General features: G+C 40.5%; 15 protein-coding genes, 1 pseudogene and 2 other annotated features. Of the genes and pseudogenes, 12 read left to right on the forward strand and 4 right to left on the reverse strand.

Annotated features, from left to right (window positions below; genetic code table 11):
• Positions 1-775 (forward strand): annotated as a pseudogene (locus B7E07_RS24905) (NTTRR-F1 domain); the annotation flags it as partial.
• Positions 776-1,116: 341 nt separating this feature from the next.
• Positions 1,117-2,526 (forward strand): NADP-dependent phosphogluconate dehydrogenase, encoded by a 1,410-nt coding sequence (gene gndA / locus B7E07_RS07925; RefSeq protein WP_080845306.1) that lies wholly within the window; start codon positions 1,117-1,119, stop codon positions 2,524-2,526.
• 132 nt (positions 2,527-2,658) lie between these two features.
• Here gndA and B7E07_RS07930 read toward each other — a convergent pair whose 3' ends face one another.
• Positions 2,659-3,168: a type 1 glutamine amidotransferase domain-containing protein gene (locus tag B7E07_RS07930; protein WP_080845307.1), complete on the reverse strand. Its 510-nt coding sequence runs from the start codon at positions 3,166-3,168 to the stop codon at positions 2,659-2,661.
• A gap of 150 nt (positions 3,169-3,318) precedes the next feature.
• Complete coding sequence (gene zwf / locus B7E07_RS07935; protein ID WP_080845309.1) at positions 3,319-4,821, reverse strand: glucose-6-phosphate dehydrogenase; 1,503 nt, start codon at positions 4,819-4,821, stop codon at positions 3,319-3,321.
• A 232-nt stretch (positions 4,822-5,053) separates the two neighbouring features.
• On the opposite strand from zwf, the gene rnz reads away from it, so the two are divergent.
• From rnz to B7E07_RS07965, 6 genes are all read left to right on the forward strand, one after another.
• Positions 5,054-5,992, forward strand: coding sequence for a ribonuclease Z (gene rnz / locus B7E07_RS07940; protein ID WP_080845311.1), 939 nt, complete (start codon positions 5,054-5,056; stop codon positions 5,990-5,992).
• The gene (locus B7E07_RS07945) at positions 5,989-6,531 is read left to right on the forward strand and encodes a histidine phosphatase family protein (RefSeq protein WP_080845313.1); all 543 of its coding nucleotides are present in this window, start codon (positions 5,989-5,991) and stop codon (positions 6,529-6,531) included. Before rnz ends, B7E07_RS07945 begins: the two co-directional genes overlap by 4 nt.
• A gap of 57 nt (positions 6,532-6,588) precedes the next feature.
• A complete protein-coding gene (locus B7E07_RS07950) occupies positions 6,589-6,954 on the forward strand; it encodes a PH domain-containing protein (RefSeq protein ID WP_080845315.1) in 366 nt (121 codons plus the stop codon).
• A 162-nt stretch (positions 6,955-7,116) separates the two neighbouring features.
• Positions 7,117-7,348: a binding site (T-box leader), on the forward strand.
• 208 nt (positions 7,349-7,556) lie between these two features.
• Complete coding sequence (locus B7E07_RS07955; RefSeq protein WP_080845316.1) at positions 7,557-8,900, forward strand: sodium-dependent transporter; 1,344 nt, start codon at positions 7,557-7,559, stop codon at positions 8,898-8,900.
• 182 nt (positions 8,901-9,082) lie between these two features.
• Positions 9,083-9,388 (forward strand): putative quinol monooxygenase, encoded by a 306-nt coding sequence (locus B7E07_RS07960; protein WP_080845318.1) that lies wholly within the window; start codon positions 9,083-9,085, stop codon positions 9,386-9,388.
• A gap of 112 nt (positions 9,389-9,500) precedes the next feature.
• Positions 9,501-10,361, forward strand: a complete 861-nt coding sequence (locus tag B7E07_RS07965) for an aminoglycoside phosphotransferase family protein (RefSeq protein ID WP_080845320.1) — start codon at positions 9,501-9,503, stop codon at positions 10,359-10,361.
• A 91-nt stretch (positions 10,362-10,452) separates the two neighbouring features.
• Here the strand turns inward: B7E07_RS07965 and namA are convergent, their stop codons facing one another.
• Positions 10,453-11,472, reverse strand: coding sequence for an NADPH dehydrogenase NamA (gene namA, locus B7E07_RS07970; protein WP_080845321.1), 1,020 nt, complete (start codon positions 11,470-11,472; stop codon positions 10,453-10,455).
• Positions 11,473-11,549: 77 nt separating this feature from the next.
• Positions 11,550-12,380 (reverse strand): pyrroline-5-carboxylate reductase, encoded by an 831-nt coding sequence (gene proC, locus B7E07_RS07975; protein WP_080849142.1) that lies wholly within the window; start codon positions 12,378-12,380, stop codon positions 11,550-11,552.
• Between the two features lie 51 nt (positions 12,381-12,431).
• Positions 12,432-12,657, reverse strand: a binding site (T-box leader).
• A gap of 345 nt (positions 12,658-13,002) precedes the next feature.
• Here proC and B7E07_RS07980 point away from each other — a divergent pair.
• The 4 genes from B7E07_RS07980 to B7E07_RS07995 all read left to right on the forward strand — a co-directional run bounded on the left by B7E07_RS07980 (position 13,003) and on the right by B7E07_RS07995 (position 15,924).
• Positions 13,003-13,971, forward strand: a complete 969-nt coding sequence (locus B7E07_RS07980) for an MBL fold metallo-hydrolase (RefSeq protein WP_139785593.1) — start codon at positions 13,003-13,005, stop codon at positions 13,969-13,971.
• Positions 13,972-14,065: 94 nt separating this feature from the next.
• Complete coding sequence (locus B7E07_RS07985; RefSeq protein WP_080845325.1) at positions 14,066-14,854, forward strand: SDR family NAD(P)-dependent oxidoreductase; 789 nt, start codon at positions 14,066-14,068, stop codon at positions 14,852-14,854.
• A 66-nt stretch (positions 14,855-14,920) separates the two neighbouring features.
• Entirely contained in the window at positions 14,921-15,040 is a 120-nt protein-coding gene (locus tag B7E07_RS07990; RefSeq protein ID WP_066443905.1) for a DUF4023 domain-containing protein, read from the forward strand.
• Between the two features lie 197 nt (positions 15,041-15,237).
• Positions 15,238-15,924 carry a hypothetical protein gene (locus B7E07_RS07995; protein WP_080845327.1) on the forward strand — a complete coding sequence of 229 codons (687 nt, stop codon included), beginning with the start codon at positions 15,238-15,240 and terminating at the stop codon, positions 15,922-15,924.
• Positions 15,925-16,170 lie beyond the last annotated feature (246 nt).

A 16,170-nucleotide genomic window follows, 5' to 3' on the forward strand; every position in this document is an offset into this window, starting at 1 on the left:
GGGTCCCGCCGGAGAAGCGGGTCCAATTGGAGCCACGGGTCCAACCGGAGAAGCAGGTCCCGCCGGAGAAGTAGGTCCAACGGGAGCCACAGGCCCAGCTGGAGAAGCAGGTCCGATTGGAGCCACGGGTCCCGCTGGAGAAGCGGGCCCAATTGGAGCCACGGGTCCCGCCGGAGAAGCGGGCCCAATTGGAGCCACGGGTCCCGCCGGAGAAGCAGGCCCAATCGGAGCCACGGGTCCCGCGGGAGAAGCAGGCCCAATTGGAGCCACCGGTCCAACCGGAGAAGTGGGTCCAACGGGAGCAACCGGTCCCGCCGGAGAAGTAGGTCCAACGGGAGCCACGGGTCCCACTGGGGCTCCAGGGGCTGGATCCATATTAAACTTCACCCAATCATCAACACCCGTACCAATTACTCTTACACAGGGTGCGGAAACAGCTATATTGACTCTTCCTGTTACTGTGACAGCTCCTACTGCTAGACTGAAAATAGATACTTCGGCCCAAATTAATGCAGTTACAATGTCGGGAACCAAAGCACTTAGATTTTTTATTCGGCTCTACAGAAATACCACACTACTTGCAGCTTTCGAAGTGTCAAGGACATTCCAAGGTGGCGCAGGAACAGATATATATTTGCCGAATACAACATTTATAGATCAGCCTGGCGCAGCAGGAACATTTACGTATCAACTAAGAATTGCCCCTCAGACATTTACAAATATAACTTCATTAACAGCTGGAACCAGAGCAATGAATATAATATCCTTCTCATAAAATTTGATCTGCAGAGACCTTTAAACTTGTTTCAAGTTTAAAGGTTTTTTTCTATAGATTTACTTAGATTTTTTAAATGTTATCAAAATTAAAATCCCTTTAGGATCAAGAATATTTCAATTATAGGAGTTTTTCTTTTTAAAATAGCAAAAGTTAAGAAACGGATATCTTTTATTATTTTGCTTTAAAAGAGTAGTCGGTTTTTTGTATTCGCTTTCATTCAAAGAAAATTTGGAATAGCTGTTATTACGCTCTTTTTTATTTGCACATTACATGTCTTATTGCTAAAGTAAAGTGGGATTCATTCATTATGTATCATGTTAGAAGGGAAGATATAAAATATGGCAAAATCACAATTTGGTGTCATAGGTTTAGCTGTAATGGGAAAAAATCTCGCAATGAATATTGAAAGCAGAGGCTATACGGTTTCTGTTTATAATCGTTCATCAGAAAAAACAGATGAAATGCTGCGTGAAGTAGAGGGCAGACAGTTCACTGGTACATATTCAATGGAAGAATTTGTTGATTCTCTTGAAAAGCCTCGTAAAATTATGCTAATGGTTAAAGCTGGCGGACCAACAGATGCAACAATTGAACAATTAAAACCTCTTTTAGATAAAGGAGATATCCTAATCGATGGCGGAAACACATTTTTCGCAGATACACAGCGCCGTAATCAAGAGCTGAGCGAGCTCGGCATTCATTTTATCGGCACAGGTGTATCCGGCGGAGAAGAAGGAGCATTAAAAGGCCCTTCTATCATGCCAGGCGGTCAAAAGGAAGCGTATGAACTTGTGGCTCCTATTTTCAAGGATATCTCTGCTAAAGTGAACGGAGAGCCTTGTACAACTTATATTGGTCCAGACGGTGCCGGACACTATGTGAAAATGGTCCATAATGGGATTGAATATGGAGATATGCAGTTAATTTCTGAAGCATATTTCCTTTTGAAAAATGTCCTCGGTTTAAATGCAGATGAACTGCATGAAGTATTTGCTGATTGGAATAAAGGCGAGCTAGATAGCTATTTAATCGAAATTACAGCTGACATTTTTACGAAAAAAGATGAAGATACTGGCAAGCCGCTAGTTGATGTTATTTTAGATACAGCTGGTCAAAAGGGAACAGGAAAATGGACAAGCCAAAGTGCTCTCGACCTTGGTGTGCCGCTTCCAATCATCACTGAGTCTGTATTTGCCCGTTTCATTTCTGCAATGAAAGAGGAACGTGTACATGCAAGCAAAATCCTTTCGGGCCCTGAACAACAGGAATTTAAAGGTGATAAAAAAGCGTTCATTGAAGCAGTCAGAAAAGCACTTTATATGAGCAAAATCTGTTCATATGCTCAAGGGTTTGCCCAAATGCGTGCAGCTTCTGAAGAATATAATTGGGATTTACAATATGGTGATATCGCGATGATCTTCCGCGGAGGCTGTATTATTCGAGCTCAATTCCTGCAAAAAATTAAGGATGCTTATGATCGTGATGCTGGCTTGAAAAATCTTCTTCTTGATCCTTATTTCAAGGAAATTGTGGAAGGCTATCAATCAGCAACTCGTGAAATTATTGGTGTTGCAATCCAAAATGGTATTCCAGTGCCAAGCTTCTCTGCAGCTCTAGCTTATTACGATAGCTACCGCACAGAGACATTGCCTGCCAACCTGCTTCAAGCGCAGCGTGACTACTTTGGTGCACACACGTATCAGCGTGTTGACAAAGAAGGAGTTTTCCATACAAATTGGATGGAATAATCATTCAGACTCCCGGTGGTGAACAATTATGTTCATCACCGGGAGTTTTTGTCTTTTAAGACAGAGTGTGTATTTCTTGGGTAACAAAAAAGATACGCAAACCAATCTGCGTATCTTTTTTAGGTGTCTATATTATGATAACTTCGCTAAAATCTCGCGAATGAAAGCGGGTTCATCTTTAGGTGTACGTGATGTTACGAAATTTTCGCTAACGACTACTTCTTCGTCTCTGTATTCTGCTCCGGCAAGTTTTACATCATCGCGAATTCCTATGTAACATGTTGCAGCTTTGCCTTTTAGAACATCCGCACTAATCATGACTTGTGGTCCATGACAAATGCCTGAAATTAACTTGCCTTGTCCATTCAGTTCTTTCACAAAACGAACAACATCCTCATCTACCCGCAATGCTTCTGGTGCTGACCCGCCTGGAATAACAACACCGTCAAAGTCACTTGCGTTCGCTTCTGAAGAAGATAATTCAGCAGTGTAGGAAACTGTGCCTTTTTTTCCATCACAAACAGCGCCTTTTTCCAGCCCGATAAACGTTGTTTCATGACCTGCTTCTTTGATTGCTTCATAAGGATTTTTCATTTCGGAATCTTCAAAACCGCCGGCTAAAAGAAATGCTACCTTTGCCATATGGATAATCCCTCCAAAAATGAATTTTTACAATGTAACTATAATAGACTCTTCTCTTTTATTTCAAATGGTTTGCTTGGGGAAAAGAAAACACAAAAAACAGCACGCTTCAGTAAATAAGCGTGCTGTCCCCATTATGCAGATAAAAATTTAACAATTCTCCACATCTAAATCCGTCACTGGCCACCAGAAGAACCCATCTTTTTCAAGAAGAAGATCTGCTCCGCGCGGGCCCATTGTTCCAGAATCATAATTCGGGAAGTTTTCTGCTTTCGTGTTTTCCCAAACATCTGAAATATTATCAACGAAGCTCCATGAAAGGGCAACCTCGTTCCAGTGAGTGAAGTTAGTTGCATCTCCGCGCATGCAATCATAAAGCAGGCGTTCATATGCTTCAGGTGTGTTCATGCCTGCAGGCCCTTTGTTCGCAAAGTTAAGCTTAACAGGTGTTGCTTCCATGTTCTGACCTGATTTTTGTGCATTTAGATATAAGGTAATGCCTTCTTCAGGTTGAATATGGATGACAAGTAAATTTGGATTTAATGTTTGTTCTGTACCATAGTACAAATTCATCGGTATATCCTTGAACTGGATGACAATTTTCGTTGATTTTGCAGCCATTCTTTTTCCTGTTCGGATATAAAATGGGACGCCAGCCCAGCGGAAGTTATCAATTAAGAGCTTGCCTGCTACAAATGTTTCTGTGTTAGACTCTGGGTTTACCATCGTCTCTTCGCGGTATGCTGGGACAGATTTCCCAGCCATTTCTCCAGCTCCGTATTGTCCGCGCACAAATGAATCCTTGACTTCGTCGCCCTTAATGGTGCGCATGGCTCTAAGAACCTTTACCTTTTCAGAACGGATTTCATCTGTATTAAGGCGAATGGGCGGCTCCATTGCCAGTAAGGCAACCATTTGCAGCATATGATTTTGCACCATATCGCGCAGCGCTCCGCTTGTTTCATAATATCTGCCGCGTTCTTCCACTCCAAGCACTTCACTTGATGTTACCTGGATATTGGAAATATAGCGGTTATTCCAGAGCGGTTCAAAGATGGCGTTAGCAAATCGGATAACTTCAATATTTTGAACCATTTCTTTGCCTAAATAATGGTCAATTCGATAGATCTCGTCCTCAGAGAATGCTTTTCGAATACGCTCATTAAGCTCTTTCGCTGATTCCAAATCATGACCAAATGGTTTTTCGATAACCAGTCTCTTAAATCCAGAAACGTCTGTTAAGCCATCTGTTTTTAAGTGCTCAGCAATTGTTCCGAAAAATTCAGGTGCCATTGCCAAGTAAAAAATCCGGTTCCCTTCTAACGAATAATGGCGATCTAAATCAGATGCGATCCCTTTTAATGTCTGGTAGGAACTTGAATCTGTTACATCATGGGAATGGTAATAAAAATGAGAGACAAAGTCCTGGAGGTCTTTGTGATCTTCAATGGCATTCTCAACGGATGTTTTTACGCTTGCTTGAAACTCCTCGTTCGTAAGCGGCCGGCGAGCAACACCAACGACCGCGAATTGATTGGAGAGTTTTCCTTTTTTATATAGCCTGTATAGTGAAGGAAACAGCTTTCGTTTGGCTAAGTCACCTGTTGCCCCAAAAATCATAATTAACCCGGCTGGTTTTTCCGTATGTTTCATTTAGGCCGTACCTCTTTTCATTAAAATTGGCTGTGGTATATGTATGACAATTTATTAGCCTAAAATAATGTACCCACTCAAGTATAAAATTTTAGCCTTTTCTTGCAAAAACAGCAACCATTATGATCTTAGTTTTTGCATAATCTAATGAACTATCCGTGACACTGCCGTGAAATGCCTTTGTAATTATAGTATGATGATTATAGAGAAAGGTACAAGGGAGGAGTTTTAGTTGGACATTTTTTTCTTAGGTACAGGAGCAGGAGTCCCGGCAAAGCCTCGAAATGTGACGGCAATTGCCTTAAAACTTCTCGAGGAAAGGGGAGCCATTTGGCTTTTTGACTGTGGAGAAGCGACACAGCATCAAATCTTACATACGAGCATAAAGCCTAGGAGAATTGAGAAAATTTTCATCACTCATCTGCATGGTGATCATATATATGGCCTTCCTGGTCTTCTCTCAAGCAGATCTTTTCAAGGCGGAGAATCGGAAGTCGTTGTATATGGTCCTAAGGGTTTGAAGGAATACATACAAATTTCGCTTGCAATCAGTCAAACCTATCTGAAATATCCGCTTTCCATCGTTGAAATCGAACAGGGAACAGTATTCGAAGACGATGAGTTTAAAGTGGAAGCAGAGTTATTGGAGCATGGAATCCCTTCCTACGGTTACCGGGTAACGGAAAAAGATCGCCCGGGCACTTTGCTGGCCGATAAACTGTTAGAGGACGGAATAAAGCCAGGTCCAATTTATAAAAAAATTAAAGAAAAAGAGCCAGTTGAACTTGAGGATGGCCGCATTATAGACCCGCATCATTATATTGGTCCTGATCAAAAGGGAAGGGTGCTGGCTATTCTTGGAGATACAAGAAAATGTGAAGCGGCAGTTCGGCTAGCAGATAATGCAGATCTATTAATTCATGAAGCAACGTTTTCTGCCGGAGAAGAGCAGCTGGCATATGACTATTTTCATTCAACCACCACACAGGCAGCCGAAATCGCCGCGCGGGCTAATGTCTCAATGTTATGCTTAACTCATATTAGTTCCCGTTATGATCGAAGCGACTGGAGAACACTTGAAAAAGAAGCGAAGGAACTCTTCCCAAACACGGTCATTTCTGAAGATTTTAAAGAAATCCATATCGAAGCGAAAAAGGAGCAGATCCATTGAAAACCATTTATGTTGTAAGACATGCAAAGGCAGATGGTCAAGATTTTGAAGCAAAGCTTACAGATAGCGGTAAGGAACAGGCTCATTTGCTTAAGACCTTTTTCAAAGATAAGCAGATTGAAGTCATTTACAGCAGTCCTTTTATTCGTGCAATCGAAACGATTAAACCTCTTGCACAAGAACGCGGATTGCAAATTGTAGAGGATGCGAGGCTGGGGGAGCGGGTCCTTAGTTCAGAAATGTTTCCGGATTGGCAGGACAAATTACAGAAGAGTTTTGATGATTTCGACCTTGTGTATGAAGGGGGAGAATCACAAGCCTCTGGCATGAATAGAGCTCAAGAGATGATTCAGCATATCTTACAACTGGAAGTAAACAATATTGTACTTGTCAGTCATGGCAATCTAACCACTTTGCTGCTTCGTTATTTTGATCAGAAGATTGGTTTTAAAGAGCATATGGAGATGAGCAATCCAGATGTATTTGAAATTACTGTAGAGAATGAGCAAGCGGCACTGCGCAGACTGTGGGAGAAATAGCTGTAGTCAATAGGTTGTGCTGCATAAATATGATAGTTACGGGAGGGATCTTGATTTATGGCAGAAATGAATACAATTATGGCTTGGACCTTTCATGAAGAAGTACCGGTGCCTGAAGACGTTCAGCAATTATTGGTTGATGGTGAATATGCGGAAACAGCATATAAAACAATTCGCGATGTTGCCGTCATTACAAACAAACGGCTGATGATTGCGGATCGCCAAGGAATCACAGGCAAGAAAACAGAGGTTTATACAATTCCTTTTAAATCAATTGTGATGTATTCCACCGAAAACGCTGGCAGGCTCGACTTTAATGCAGAGCTTGAGCTGTGGACTAGAGCGGGGCATTTTAAATTGAATCTAAACAAAAAAGTAGATATCCGCAGGCTGGATAAGCTGATTGCCAAATATATTTTGTAAAACATGATTCTGAAATAATTCTTTTATTGTATCTATTTATATAAATGGGCAACAAGTCTGGCATGTATTTTTATTAATAGAATCGAATATTTTCAAAATTTTATCATTGACTCTTACTGCACTCCATACTATAATCACACTTATACTTTAAAACCTCATATGATTTAAGCGATGATAAGAATCCTATTAAGTCTTATTTCCCTGTTATAGAGAGCCGGCGTTTGGTGAGAGTTCGGCACATAAATAAGATGAATTTCACTCTTTGAGCTTTCCTTGTCTATACGAGCGTGTTATTTTTAGACAAGGCGGTTTATGAACCGTTATATTTTTCGAGTGGAAAGTCACATGCTTTCAAAAAGGGTGGTACCGCGTGCAATTTATGCACGTCCCTTTCAGGAATCATGTGGCTTTTTTGTGTTTTCAAAAGTATAAATTAGAAATTAGCAGCACGAAATTAGGTTGCTAATTTAGAAGAATGATAAGTACAACTAGGCCTTTGGCTTCACCTTTGCAGGCTAGTCAATCGGCAAGCGTGAAAAAGTGTGTCTTTATTTTAAGAAGAGGCTTATGACTGATATAGGGAAAATTAAGGAGGAAAATACATGCAGCAGAATGAGCAATGGTCATCAAGAATTGGGTTTATTTTAGCTTCTGCAGGTTCAGCCATCGGGCTTGGAGCGATTTGGAAGCTTCCATATGTAACGGGAATGAGCGGTGGAGGCGCATTTATTCTTTTATTTATCTTGTTTTCTGTATTAATTGGTTTGCCGCTATTGCTTGCAGAATTTATCGTGGGACGAAGCACTGGCAAAGAAGCCATTTCAGCATATAAACAAATTGCACCCAATACGAAATGGCATTGGATTGGCTATTTAGGGGTATTTGCCTGTTTCCTTTTATTGTCTTTTTATAGTGTGATTGGCGGCTGGATTATTCAGTATTTGTATTATGCAGTGACCGGAGTGGGGAGCAGTTATGAGAATGGTTATGAGGAATTGTTTAATCAAGCTGTTTCAAATCCATACACAGCGATCGGAGCTCAAGCTCTTTTTCTAATATTAACCGTTCTTGTTATATCAAGAGGAGTGAAAAATGGAATCGAGAAAATGAATAAAGTTTTTATGCCTGCTTTATTTATTTTATTTGTAATTTTGATTGTACGCTCTTTAACATTGGAGAATGCAATGGAAGGTGTGTCTTTCTTTTTAAAGCCAGACTTTTCAAGTATTACTTCTGAAAGTGTTCTTTATGCAATGGGTCAATCGTTCTTCTCTTTAAGTGTTGGGGTATCGGTGATGGTCACCTACAGTTCGTATTTATCGAAAAAAGAGAGCCTTGTGCAGCCGGCTGTTTCTGTTGTAGGAATGAATTTATTTATTTCACTTCTATCTGGTTTAGCGATATTTCCAGCGGTCTTCTCGCTAGGATTTGAACCTGAACAAGGTCCAGGACTATTGTTCATTGTTTTGCCATCTGTCTTTAATGAACTTATGTTTGGGCAAGTATTTTTACTTTTATTCCTTCTATTGTTCTTGTTTGCTACGCTTACCTCTGCGTTTTCAATGCTGGAGATTGTAGTTGCGGCTATAACAAGCAAGAATGCTGGCAAGGCGAGAGGGAAAATGGCCTGGCTGATGGGAGCCGCGATATTTGTTGTCGGTATTCCGTCGGCACTATCGTATAGTGTTTTATCAGACTTTATGATTTTTGGAAAAACCATTTTTGACAGTGCTGATTTCCTTGTCAGCAATATACTCATGCCAATTGGTGCTTTCCTTATCTCTATTTTTGTATCCTTTAAAATGAAAAAGGATCTTTTGACAAGCGAAGTCGTTCAAGGTTCAAAATCATTACATGGCCTGTTTAAGGTTTGGTTTATCCTTATTCGTTATGTTGTTCCACTCGTTATTATTGTTGTATTTTTGGATGTGCTAGGAGTCATTTAAAATTTTAACCTGAAGGCGTACCGATTCTGTAGAATTGGTGCGTTTTTTGATTTATTTGGTTTCCTGGTACCGAATAATTGAAATTTAAAGCAACAAAGTTTACAAAAAAGAAATAATATTTTAAAGGATATTTGATTTGTTTGGAGAAACAAACTGCGATAGTCAAAATAAGGAGGCCTATTATGAGCAAATACAGTTTGTTTGGCAAGTTTACTGTAAAAGAAGGCGAACGTGACACAATGGTGGAAATATTGCTGGAAGCAGCAGAGTCCATGAGGGATTTGGATGATTGCGAAATCTACCTAGTGAACACGGCTGACAGCGAACCGGATTGTGTATACGTGTATGAAGTGTGGAGCAGCGAAAACGCTCATCAAGCGTCTCTAAAGCTTGAAGCAACTCAAACGTTAATAAGCAGAGCTAAACCAATTATTGCTGGAATGGAGAGAATCAGCACGCTAAAAACAATGGGCGGTAAAGGGATCTAAATTTAGATGGCTTTTACAGATTTTTTTCGGCTGAGCTGCTTCTCCAAATAACTTCTTTTATAAGAAGAACATTTAGCATTACACCTGTTGAGGGAATAAAGGAGATCATTGAATGTTAGACAAAATAATCAGCCAATTTGGTTTGCAGCTATTGTCTGTTAATGAGGTTGCTGATTCTTTTAGTTCGACCGTATATAAGTGTACACTTCTTAATGGAGAGAATATTTTTATAAAAATTCCCTATAGCCAATTGAAATTTCAGCGGGAATTGGAGGCCTATGAAATTCTGAAAGGTCAAGTTGCTATTCCAGAAATGCTTGATTATTGGCCTGGAGATGAGGAATGTCCTGGCGCTTTTTTATTATCACAACTAAAGGGAAGTGTATTAACTGCGGAAGCTTCACCTCAAGTTGCCTTTCAGGTGGGAGTCATTCATGCCAAAATGCATTCCGTGCAGCCTCCTCCTGGAAAAGTGCTGACTGGTTTGAAAAATGAATTTCCAGACTGGCCGCTTTTTATTGAAAAGCAATTTAATAGTTTTGCTGAGGATGTAAGAGAAGTGCTGGATAATGATTTATACAATAAAGCCAGCGCAAGGTTTCTGAAAATGAAGCAGGATCTTCCTTCACCAGATGGACCAAGCTTCATACATATGGACTTTCGCCCAGCTAATATTATCGTAAATGATGATAAGGTTTCAGGCATACTTGATTTTGAAAGTGTACGATTTGGTTCCACTGAAATTGATTTCACTAAACTATACCGTGATTTTTTAAGTTTGGACTCTGCGAAATACAAAGCATATAAAGACGGCTACAATAGTGTTAGAACATTGATTAATCTAAAGACGGTATTGCCTTTTTATCGATTTACAGATGCGTTTAATAGCATCGGCTGGTGTAAACGGCGCGGGATGAAGGAGAATGCTGCCTTTTATGAGGAAAATCTAGAAATCTTAAAGAAGCTACTGTAATACAATTTCTGTGAGATAAGATAAACGCACAGTTATATTCATACTGTGCGTTTATCTATGCAATCATCTAGTTAGTTGCTTATAAATTATTTTACAGCCAGCCTCGCTCATATTGCTTTGGCGATTCAATCTCTGCGCCGAGTTCTTTGGCTGCTGTACGCGGCCAATAGGGATCACGAAGTAATTCACGTGCGATAAAAATCATGTCTGCGCGGTCGTTTTGCAGGATTTCTTCTGCTTGGATGCCAGTTGTGATAAGGCCGACCGCTCCAGTTGCAATGTTTGCACCATTTTTCACTGTTTCAGAAAATTTTACCTGATAACCTGGATAGCTATGTATCCTTGCAGGAACCACTGCACCTGAGCTGACATCAATTAGATCAGCGCCTTGCTCCTTCAGCCATGTACTAAACGTGACATAGTCTTCAGGTGTCAGCCCTTCCTCATGATAATCAGAAGCGGAAATACGGACGAAGAGAGGTCCATCCCAGACTGTATTTACAGCCTCCATAATTTCTTTCAGGAATCGGTAGCGATTTTCAGCACTCCCGCCATATTCATCTGTTCTTTTGTTGGATAGAGGAGAAAGAAACTGGTTAATTAAATATCCATGTGCTGCATGAATTTCAATCACATCAAAGCCAGCTTGCTTGGCGCGCTCTGCACCCTTGCGGAACGCATCAACAGTCTCAACAATATCTGCTTTTGACATTTCAAGCGGCTGCTTCATTTGATCATTAAAGGCAAGCGGTGATGGAGCGATAATATCCCCCTCAATGACAGCTTTTCTGCCTGCATGTGCTAGCTGAATGCCTGAAACAGCACCGTTTTCCTTCATTAATGAAGTTAGCTCCCGCAATCCTTCGACCTGTTCATCATTCCAAATGCCTAAATCCTGCGGAGAAATTCTGCCTTGAGCTGTTACGGCTGTTGCTTCAATAATGATTAAGCCAACACCGCCGACTGCTCTGCTTGTATAGTGAGTACGGTGCCAGTTTTCTACCTTGCCGTCTTCATTATGGCTTGAATACATACACATTGGTGCCATGACAATGCGGTTTTTCATCGTGATATTTTTAATTGTAATTGGTGAAAAGAGCTTTGTACTCATTGCTTTGCCTCCTTTTTCATTCAATAATCCCAGTATAGCAGGAGGCTGTGCAATTGGAAAAAATTCAGCTCTGCCGTCTACACTTTTACTTTGCTGCTAAAGTTTTCACCAAGCTGCTTTGACCGCTCTGCTGCTGTTTTAATACAATCAATCACTGCTTGCTGCACTTCATTTGCTTCGAGCACCTGTATCCCAGCTTCTGTTGTGCCTCCTGGACTTGTAACGGCTTTGCGCAATTCTTCTGGTGTTTTGTGCGACTTTGCCAGCATTTCAGCTGCACCGATCAGCGTTTGGATAATGAGTCCTTTTGCCATTTCAGCATCAAGTCCGATTTCATTTGCGCTTTTTTCCATGGCCTCAGCCAGATAATAAACATACGCGGGACCACTTCCTGATAACCCCGTTACAGCATCAAGCTGTTTTTCTTCCACAATCGCAGTGAAGCCAATGGTTTCAAAGATTTTTTTGCACTTTTGCATTTGCTGTTCTGATACCCGTTCATTGATGGCCAATGCGCTTGCTGATTTTCCGATCGCAGCGGATGTGTTTGGCATGGTTCTTACAACCGCAAGTTCTTTCTCGGCCAGCTGCTCGATGCTGCTGATGGATACACCTGCTAGAACAGAGATAATAAGCGTATCAGAGGTTAAATGATCTTTAATCGCACGAATTGCCTCTGCCGCATCCTTTGGTTTCATCGCTAACATGATGGTGTCAGCATCTTTAAAGATCTGCTGCATGTCATACCCTGTCTTTACTTGATAGTTTGAACTCAATTCTTCTAACTTTTCCTGATTGCATTTATTCGTCACATAGATTTGCGAACTCTGTAAAAGGTTACTTTCCAAAATGCCTGCAATAATGGCTTCTGCCATTGATCCAGCACCTACAACCGCAAGTTTTTTCATGTTTTTTGCTCCTTTCGTTTCCTTGATAAAAATAAAAAGCCCCTTCATCCTGTAAAGGACGAAAGGACTGATCTTCCGTGGTACCACCTTCATTTGCTTTTTTACCCTGCAGCATGTAAAAAGCATCTCAATTTCGTTAACGCCGAATCACGGTAGCAGGTTTCCCTGACAGCTCATAAGCAGGTTCAATGGTCAAGGGGGCAATGAAGCCTTTCAGCCGATGGGCTTCACTCTCTTTTGCACTTTTCCATTTACTAGTCTTATTCATTGCTTTTTTTATTTAGTTTTAGGGTGTTAGTGTATTCTGCAAGTATTCCGTTTAGAAGTTCTTCAGAAATGTTTTATATGGATTCTAGTTTGGAGTGTTCAATTTTTATAATATTGTGGATTTTTACAGTGATTATCTAAGAAACCACTTAAGTTGTCAAGGGATAAATGGTTAATTAAATGTAAATGCTTACTTCTTACCTTTTATTATTATGTGAAAATAATGACAATTGTTCCGAAGAAAGGTAAACTTATTTCATAAATGTAATTTACAGGTGAAACACGGAAGAATAAATATTTTCAGTAGACTTCCCGAGGGATGCAAATTATATAACCATAATAAAGGGTGATGATCGTGATTGAATGGAAAGATGGAATAGCTAAACTTACAGTGCCAACGCCTTTTCCTGTTGGTGATGTTCATGTTTATGCTATTAGGGGAGAGAGGATGACTTTAGTTGATGCCGGCCCAAAGACAGAAGAGGCATGGCAGGTTTTGAAAAGCCAGCTTTGGGAGCTGGGTCTTACACCAGATGATATTGAACAAGTAATTTTGACACATCATCATCCAGACCATGCGGGGATGCTTGATTTTTTCCCTAAGGATCTCCCAGTGTATGGGCACTTCTTAAATGAAAGATGGCTTAATCGTACAGAAGAATTTCTGCAGGCACATGATGATTTTTATTTTAAATTATTTGCAGAGTTTGGGATTCCTGAGAACTATAAAATGATGATTCCTTTGTTAAAGAGATCATTGCGTTTTGCATGCAGCCGTTCTTTAACAGGCATGCTGAAAGAGGGAGACTCCGTCCCGGGACTTGAAGGCTGGACTGTCATTGAAACACCTGGCCATGCACAAAGCCATATTGGCTTTATCCGCGAAAAGGATGGAATCTTTATTGGCGGTGACCACTTGCTTGCACATATTTCAGCCAATCCATTATTAGAGCCTCCGCTCCCGGGCAGTGATGAACGTCCCAAGCCTCAGCTGCAGTTTAATACATCTCTTGAAAAAATAAAGAAGCTGCCGATTTCTTTGGTATATCCTGGTCACGGTGAAAATATTGAAAATGTAAATGAATTGGCTGATAAGCGTTTAAAGCGTCAGCATGAGCGTGCCATGACGGTAAAAGCATGGCTTGAAGAGGAAACGCTTACGGTTTTTCAAGTGTGCAAACGTCTTTTTCCCTCTGTTTATGAAAAAGAGCTTGCTCTAACCCTTTCCGAAACCATTGCCCAGCTTGACTATTTGCAGGCATTAGGGGAAATTAGTATTAATAAAGAGGAATCAGCATTTCTTTATACTTGTGTGAAAGGATAATTTAGCTGCACAAGGAGAAAAATCAGAGCGTTGGCTAACTAGGCCTGTGCTTGCTGGCTTGTTTCTTTACTATGCTAATTGAGGTGATTTATTTTTGAGCTTAAAACATAAACATATTGTCATAACTGGGGCTTCTGGCGGGATTGGCGCTAAAATGGCTGAGCTATGTGCAGAGCAGGGAGCCCGTCTGGTTTTACTTGCCCGAACTGTCAGCAAGCTTGAGCAAATGAAGGCAGATTGGGAAGCGGAATATGGTGCAGCTATATCTGTTTTTGCTTTAGATGTTTCCGATACAGATCAAGTTCAGGCTGTTTTTGAGCAAATACATAAGGAAATTGGTCATGTAGACATTCTTGTAAACAACGCTGGATTTGGCGTTTTTCGCCATGCGCATGAAGTGCCGATGGACGAAGTAAAGAGCATGTTTGCTGTAAATGTCTTTGGACTTATATCTTGCACAAACGCAGTGCTGCCTGGCATGCGGGCAAGGAGAAGCGGGCATATTGTCAATATTGCATCACAGGCCGGCAAAATTGCGACACCAAAATCCAGTGTTTATTCTGCAACGAAACACGCAGTCTTAGGATTTACAAACAGTCTGCGGATGGAATTAGCGGACGCTGGCATCCATGTCACCGCAGTTAATCCTGGACCCATCGCAACTGACTTTTTTACAACAGCCGATACAGAGGGCACGTATGTAAAAAATGTTCAGAGGTATATGCTGAAGCCTGATTATGTTGCACAAAGAATCGTGGCCGCAATGGATCGGCCTGTCCGTGAAATTAATTTGCCAGGCTGGATGAATCTTGGCAGTAAAATATTTGCGCTCTTTCCTGGACTGTTCGAAAAAGCTGGCAAACGTGCCTTTAATAAAAAGTAATGCATCTGTATGAACTTCTCCAATCAGGATACATTAAAAATGAATTCCAATAAGGGGGACTTTCACATGGATAACACACATGAATTCGTTGAAAAACTGCACGAAAGACAAGAGAAAGCTAAGAAAAACGAAGAACGTCAAGGAAAGAAGCACGCTAGCGAAAAGCTTCCAAACAAGCAGCACTAATCATGAAGTTAAACAAGATATCATAGACTTCACCTGAAAAGGCCGCATTTATATGTGGTCTTTTTACATTTAAAATTTATTTTTATATAGTGGGAAATTTGGTATTTATAGTAAACTTATTGTAAGGATTTTGATAATTTATATGGAACATATAAGAGGTGAACTTGTGAAGAAAAAGGTGTTTTTTAGGAAGTGTATTGCTTATTTTGCTTCTCGTTATTTTCTCAAATGTCTTTCAGATTATTTCACGCAATGCAAATTCAGAATTATTGTCTGATTTAGAAGGTACGCTCTACTTTACCGAAAGAGTAGATGGTGTATTAACATTATTTAAATCGGATGCCTCTTTACAAAATAAAACGTTAGTATATAGCCATAGAGGGAATGGAAATGATGGCTACGGAGATTTTAATCATAATATTATCGATTTTCATTATGATCGTGCAAGTGAAACTTTTACTTTTATTGCAATGAATAACGGCTCTTGGAGCTTGTTTTCCCTAAAAGAAGGAGAAAACAATCCGACTGTACTCCAAGCAGATGTAATGGAGATGGACACGGACTATCTGCAGAACGAGAATCAGGATCTTTCTGTTACTTCCAAAAAAGGCTCCCTTTACCTTTCTGAGAACGGAAACGAAAGCGTATTAAAGAAATTTAACGGAATTTATGATGAAAAATTTACAGGCTATGACTCTATTGGATTTTCACCAAATAGAAACTATTTAGTCTATCGTTCGATGGAACATTTTACGCCAATCGGGACCATTTTAGAAGGGATCGTTGCTGACTCTGTGGGAAATACTTATATACTGGATCTGTCGACAAAAGAGAGTACTAAATTTATAGATTCTCACAAAATTCAATGGGTTATGGATGAATGAAGAGTATAATTTGTAAAGAGGCTGGGACATAAGTATTTAGCACGATCATAGAACCGAGTGGTTAGGAGTTCATCTTTCCAATCATTCGGTTTTTTGTTTGTTATTTTAAAATATATCTTTTTAACATGAGTGAAATGGAGCGGGAGGCCACTCGACTTCTGTGGGCAATAGAGGAAAGAGTGAGATCCCGCAGGACTTTGCTGCGAGGAGGCTAAGCTTCTGATCCCACGAAAAAACGGGGTCAGA

It is taken from the genome of Cytobacillus gottheilii, from assembly GCF_900166665.1.
GTDB lineage: Bacteria > Bacillota > Bacilli > Bacillales > Cytobacillaceae > Cytobacillus > Cytobacillus gottheilii_A.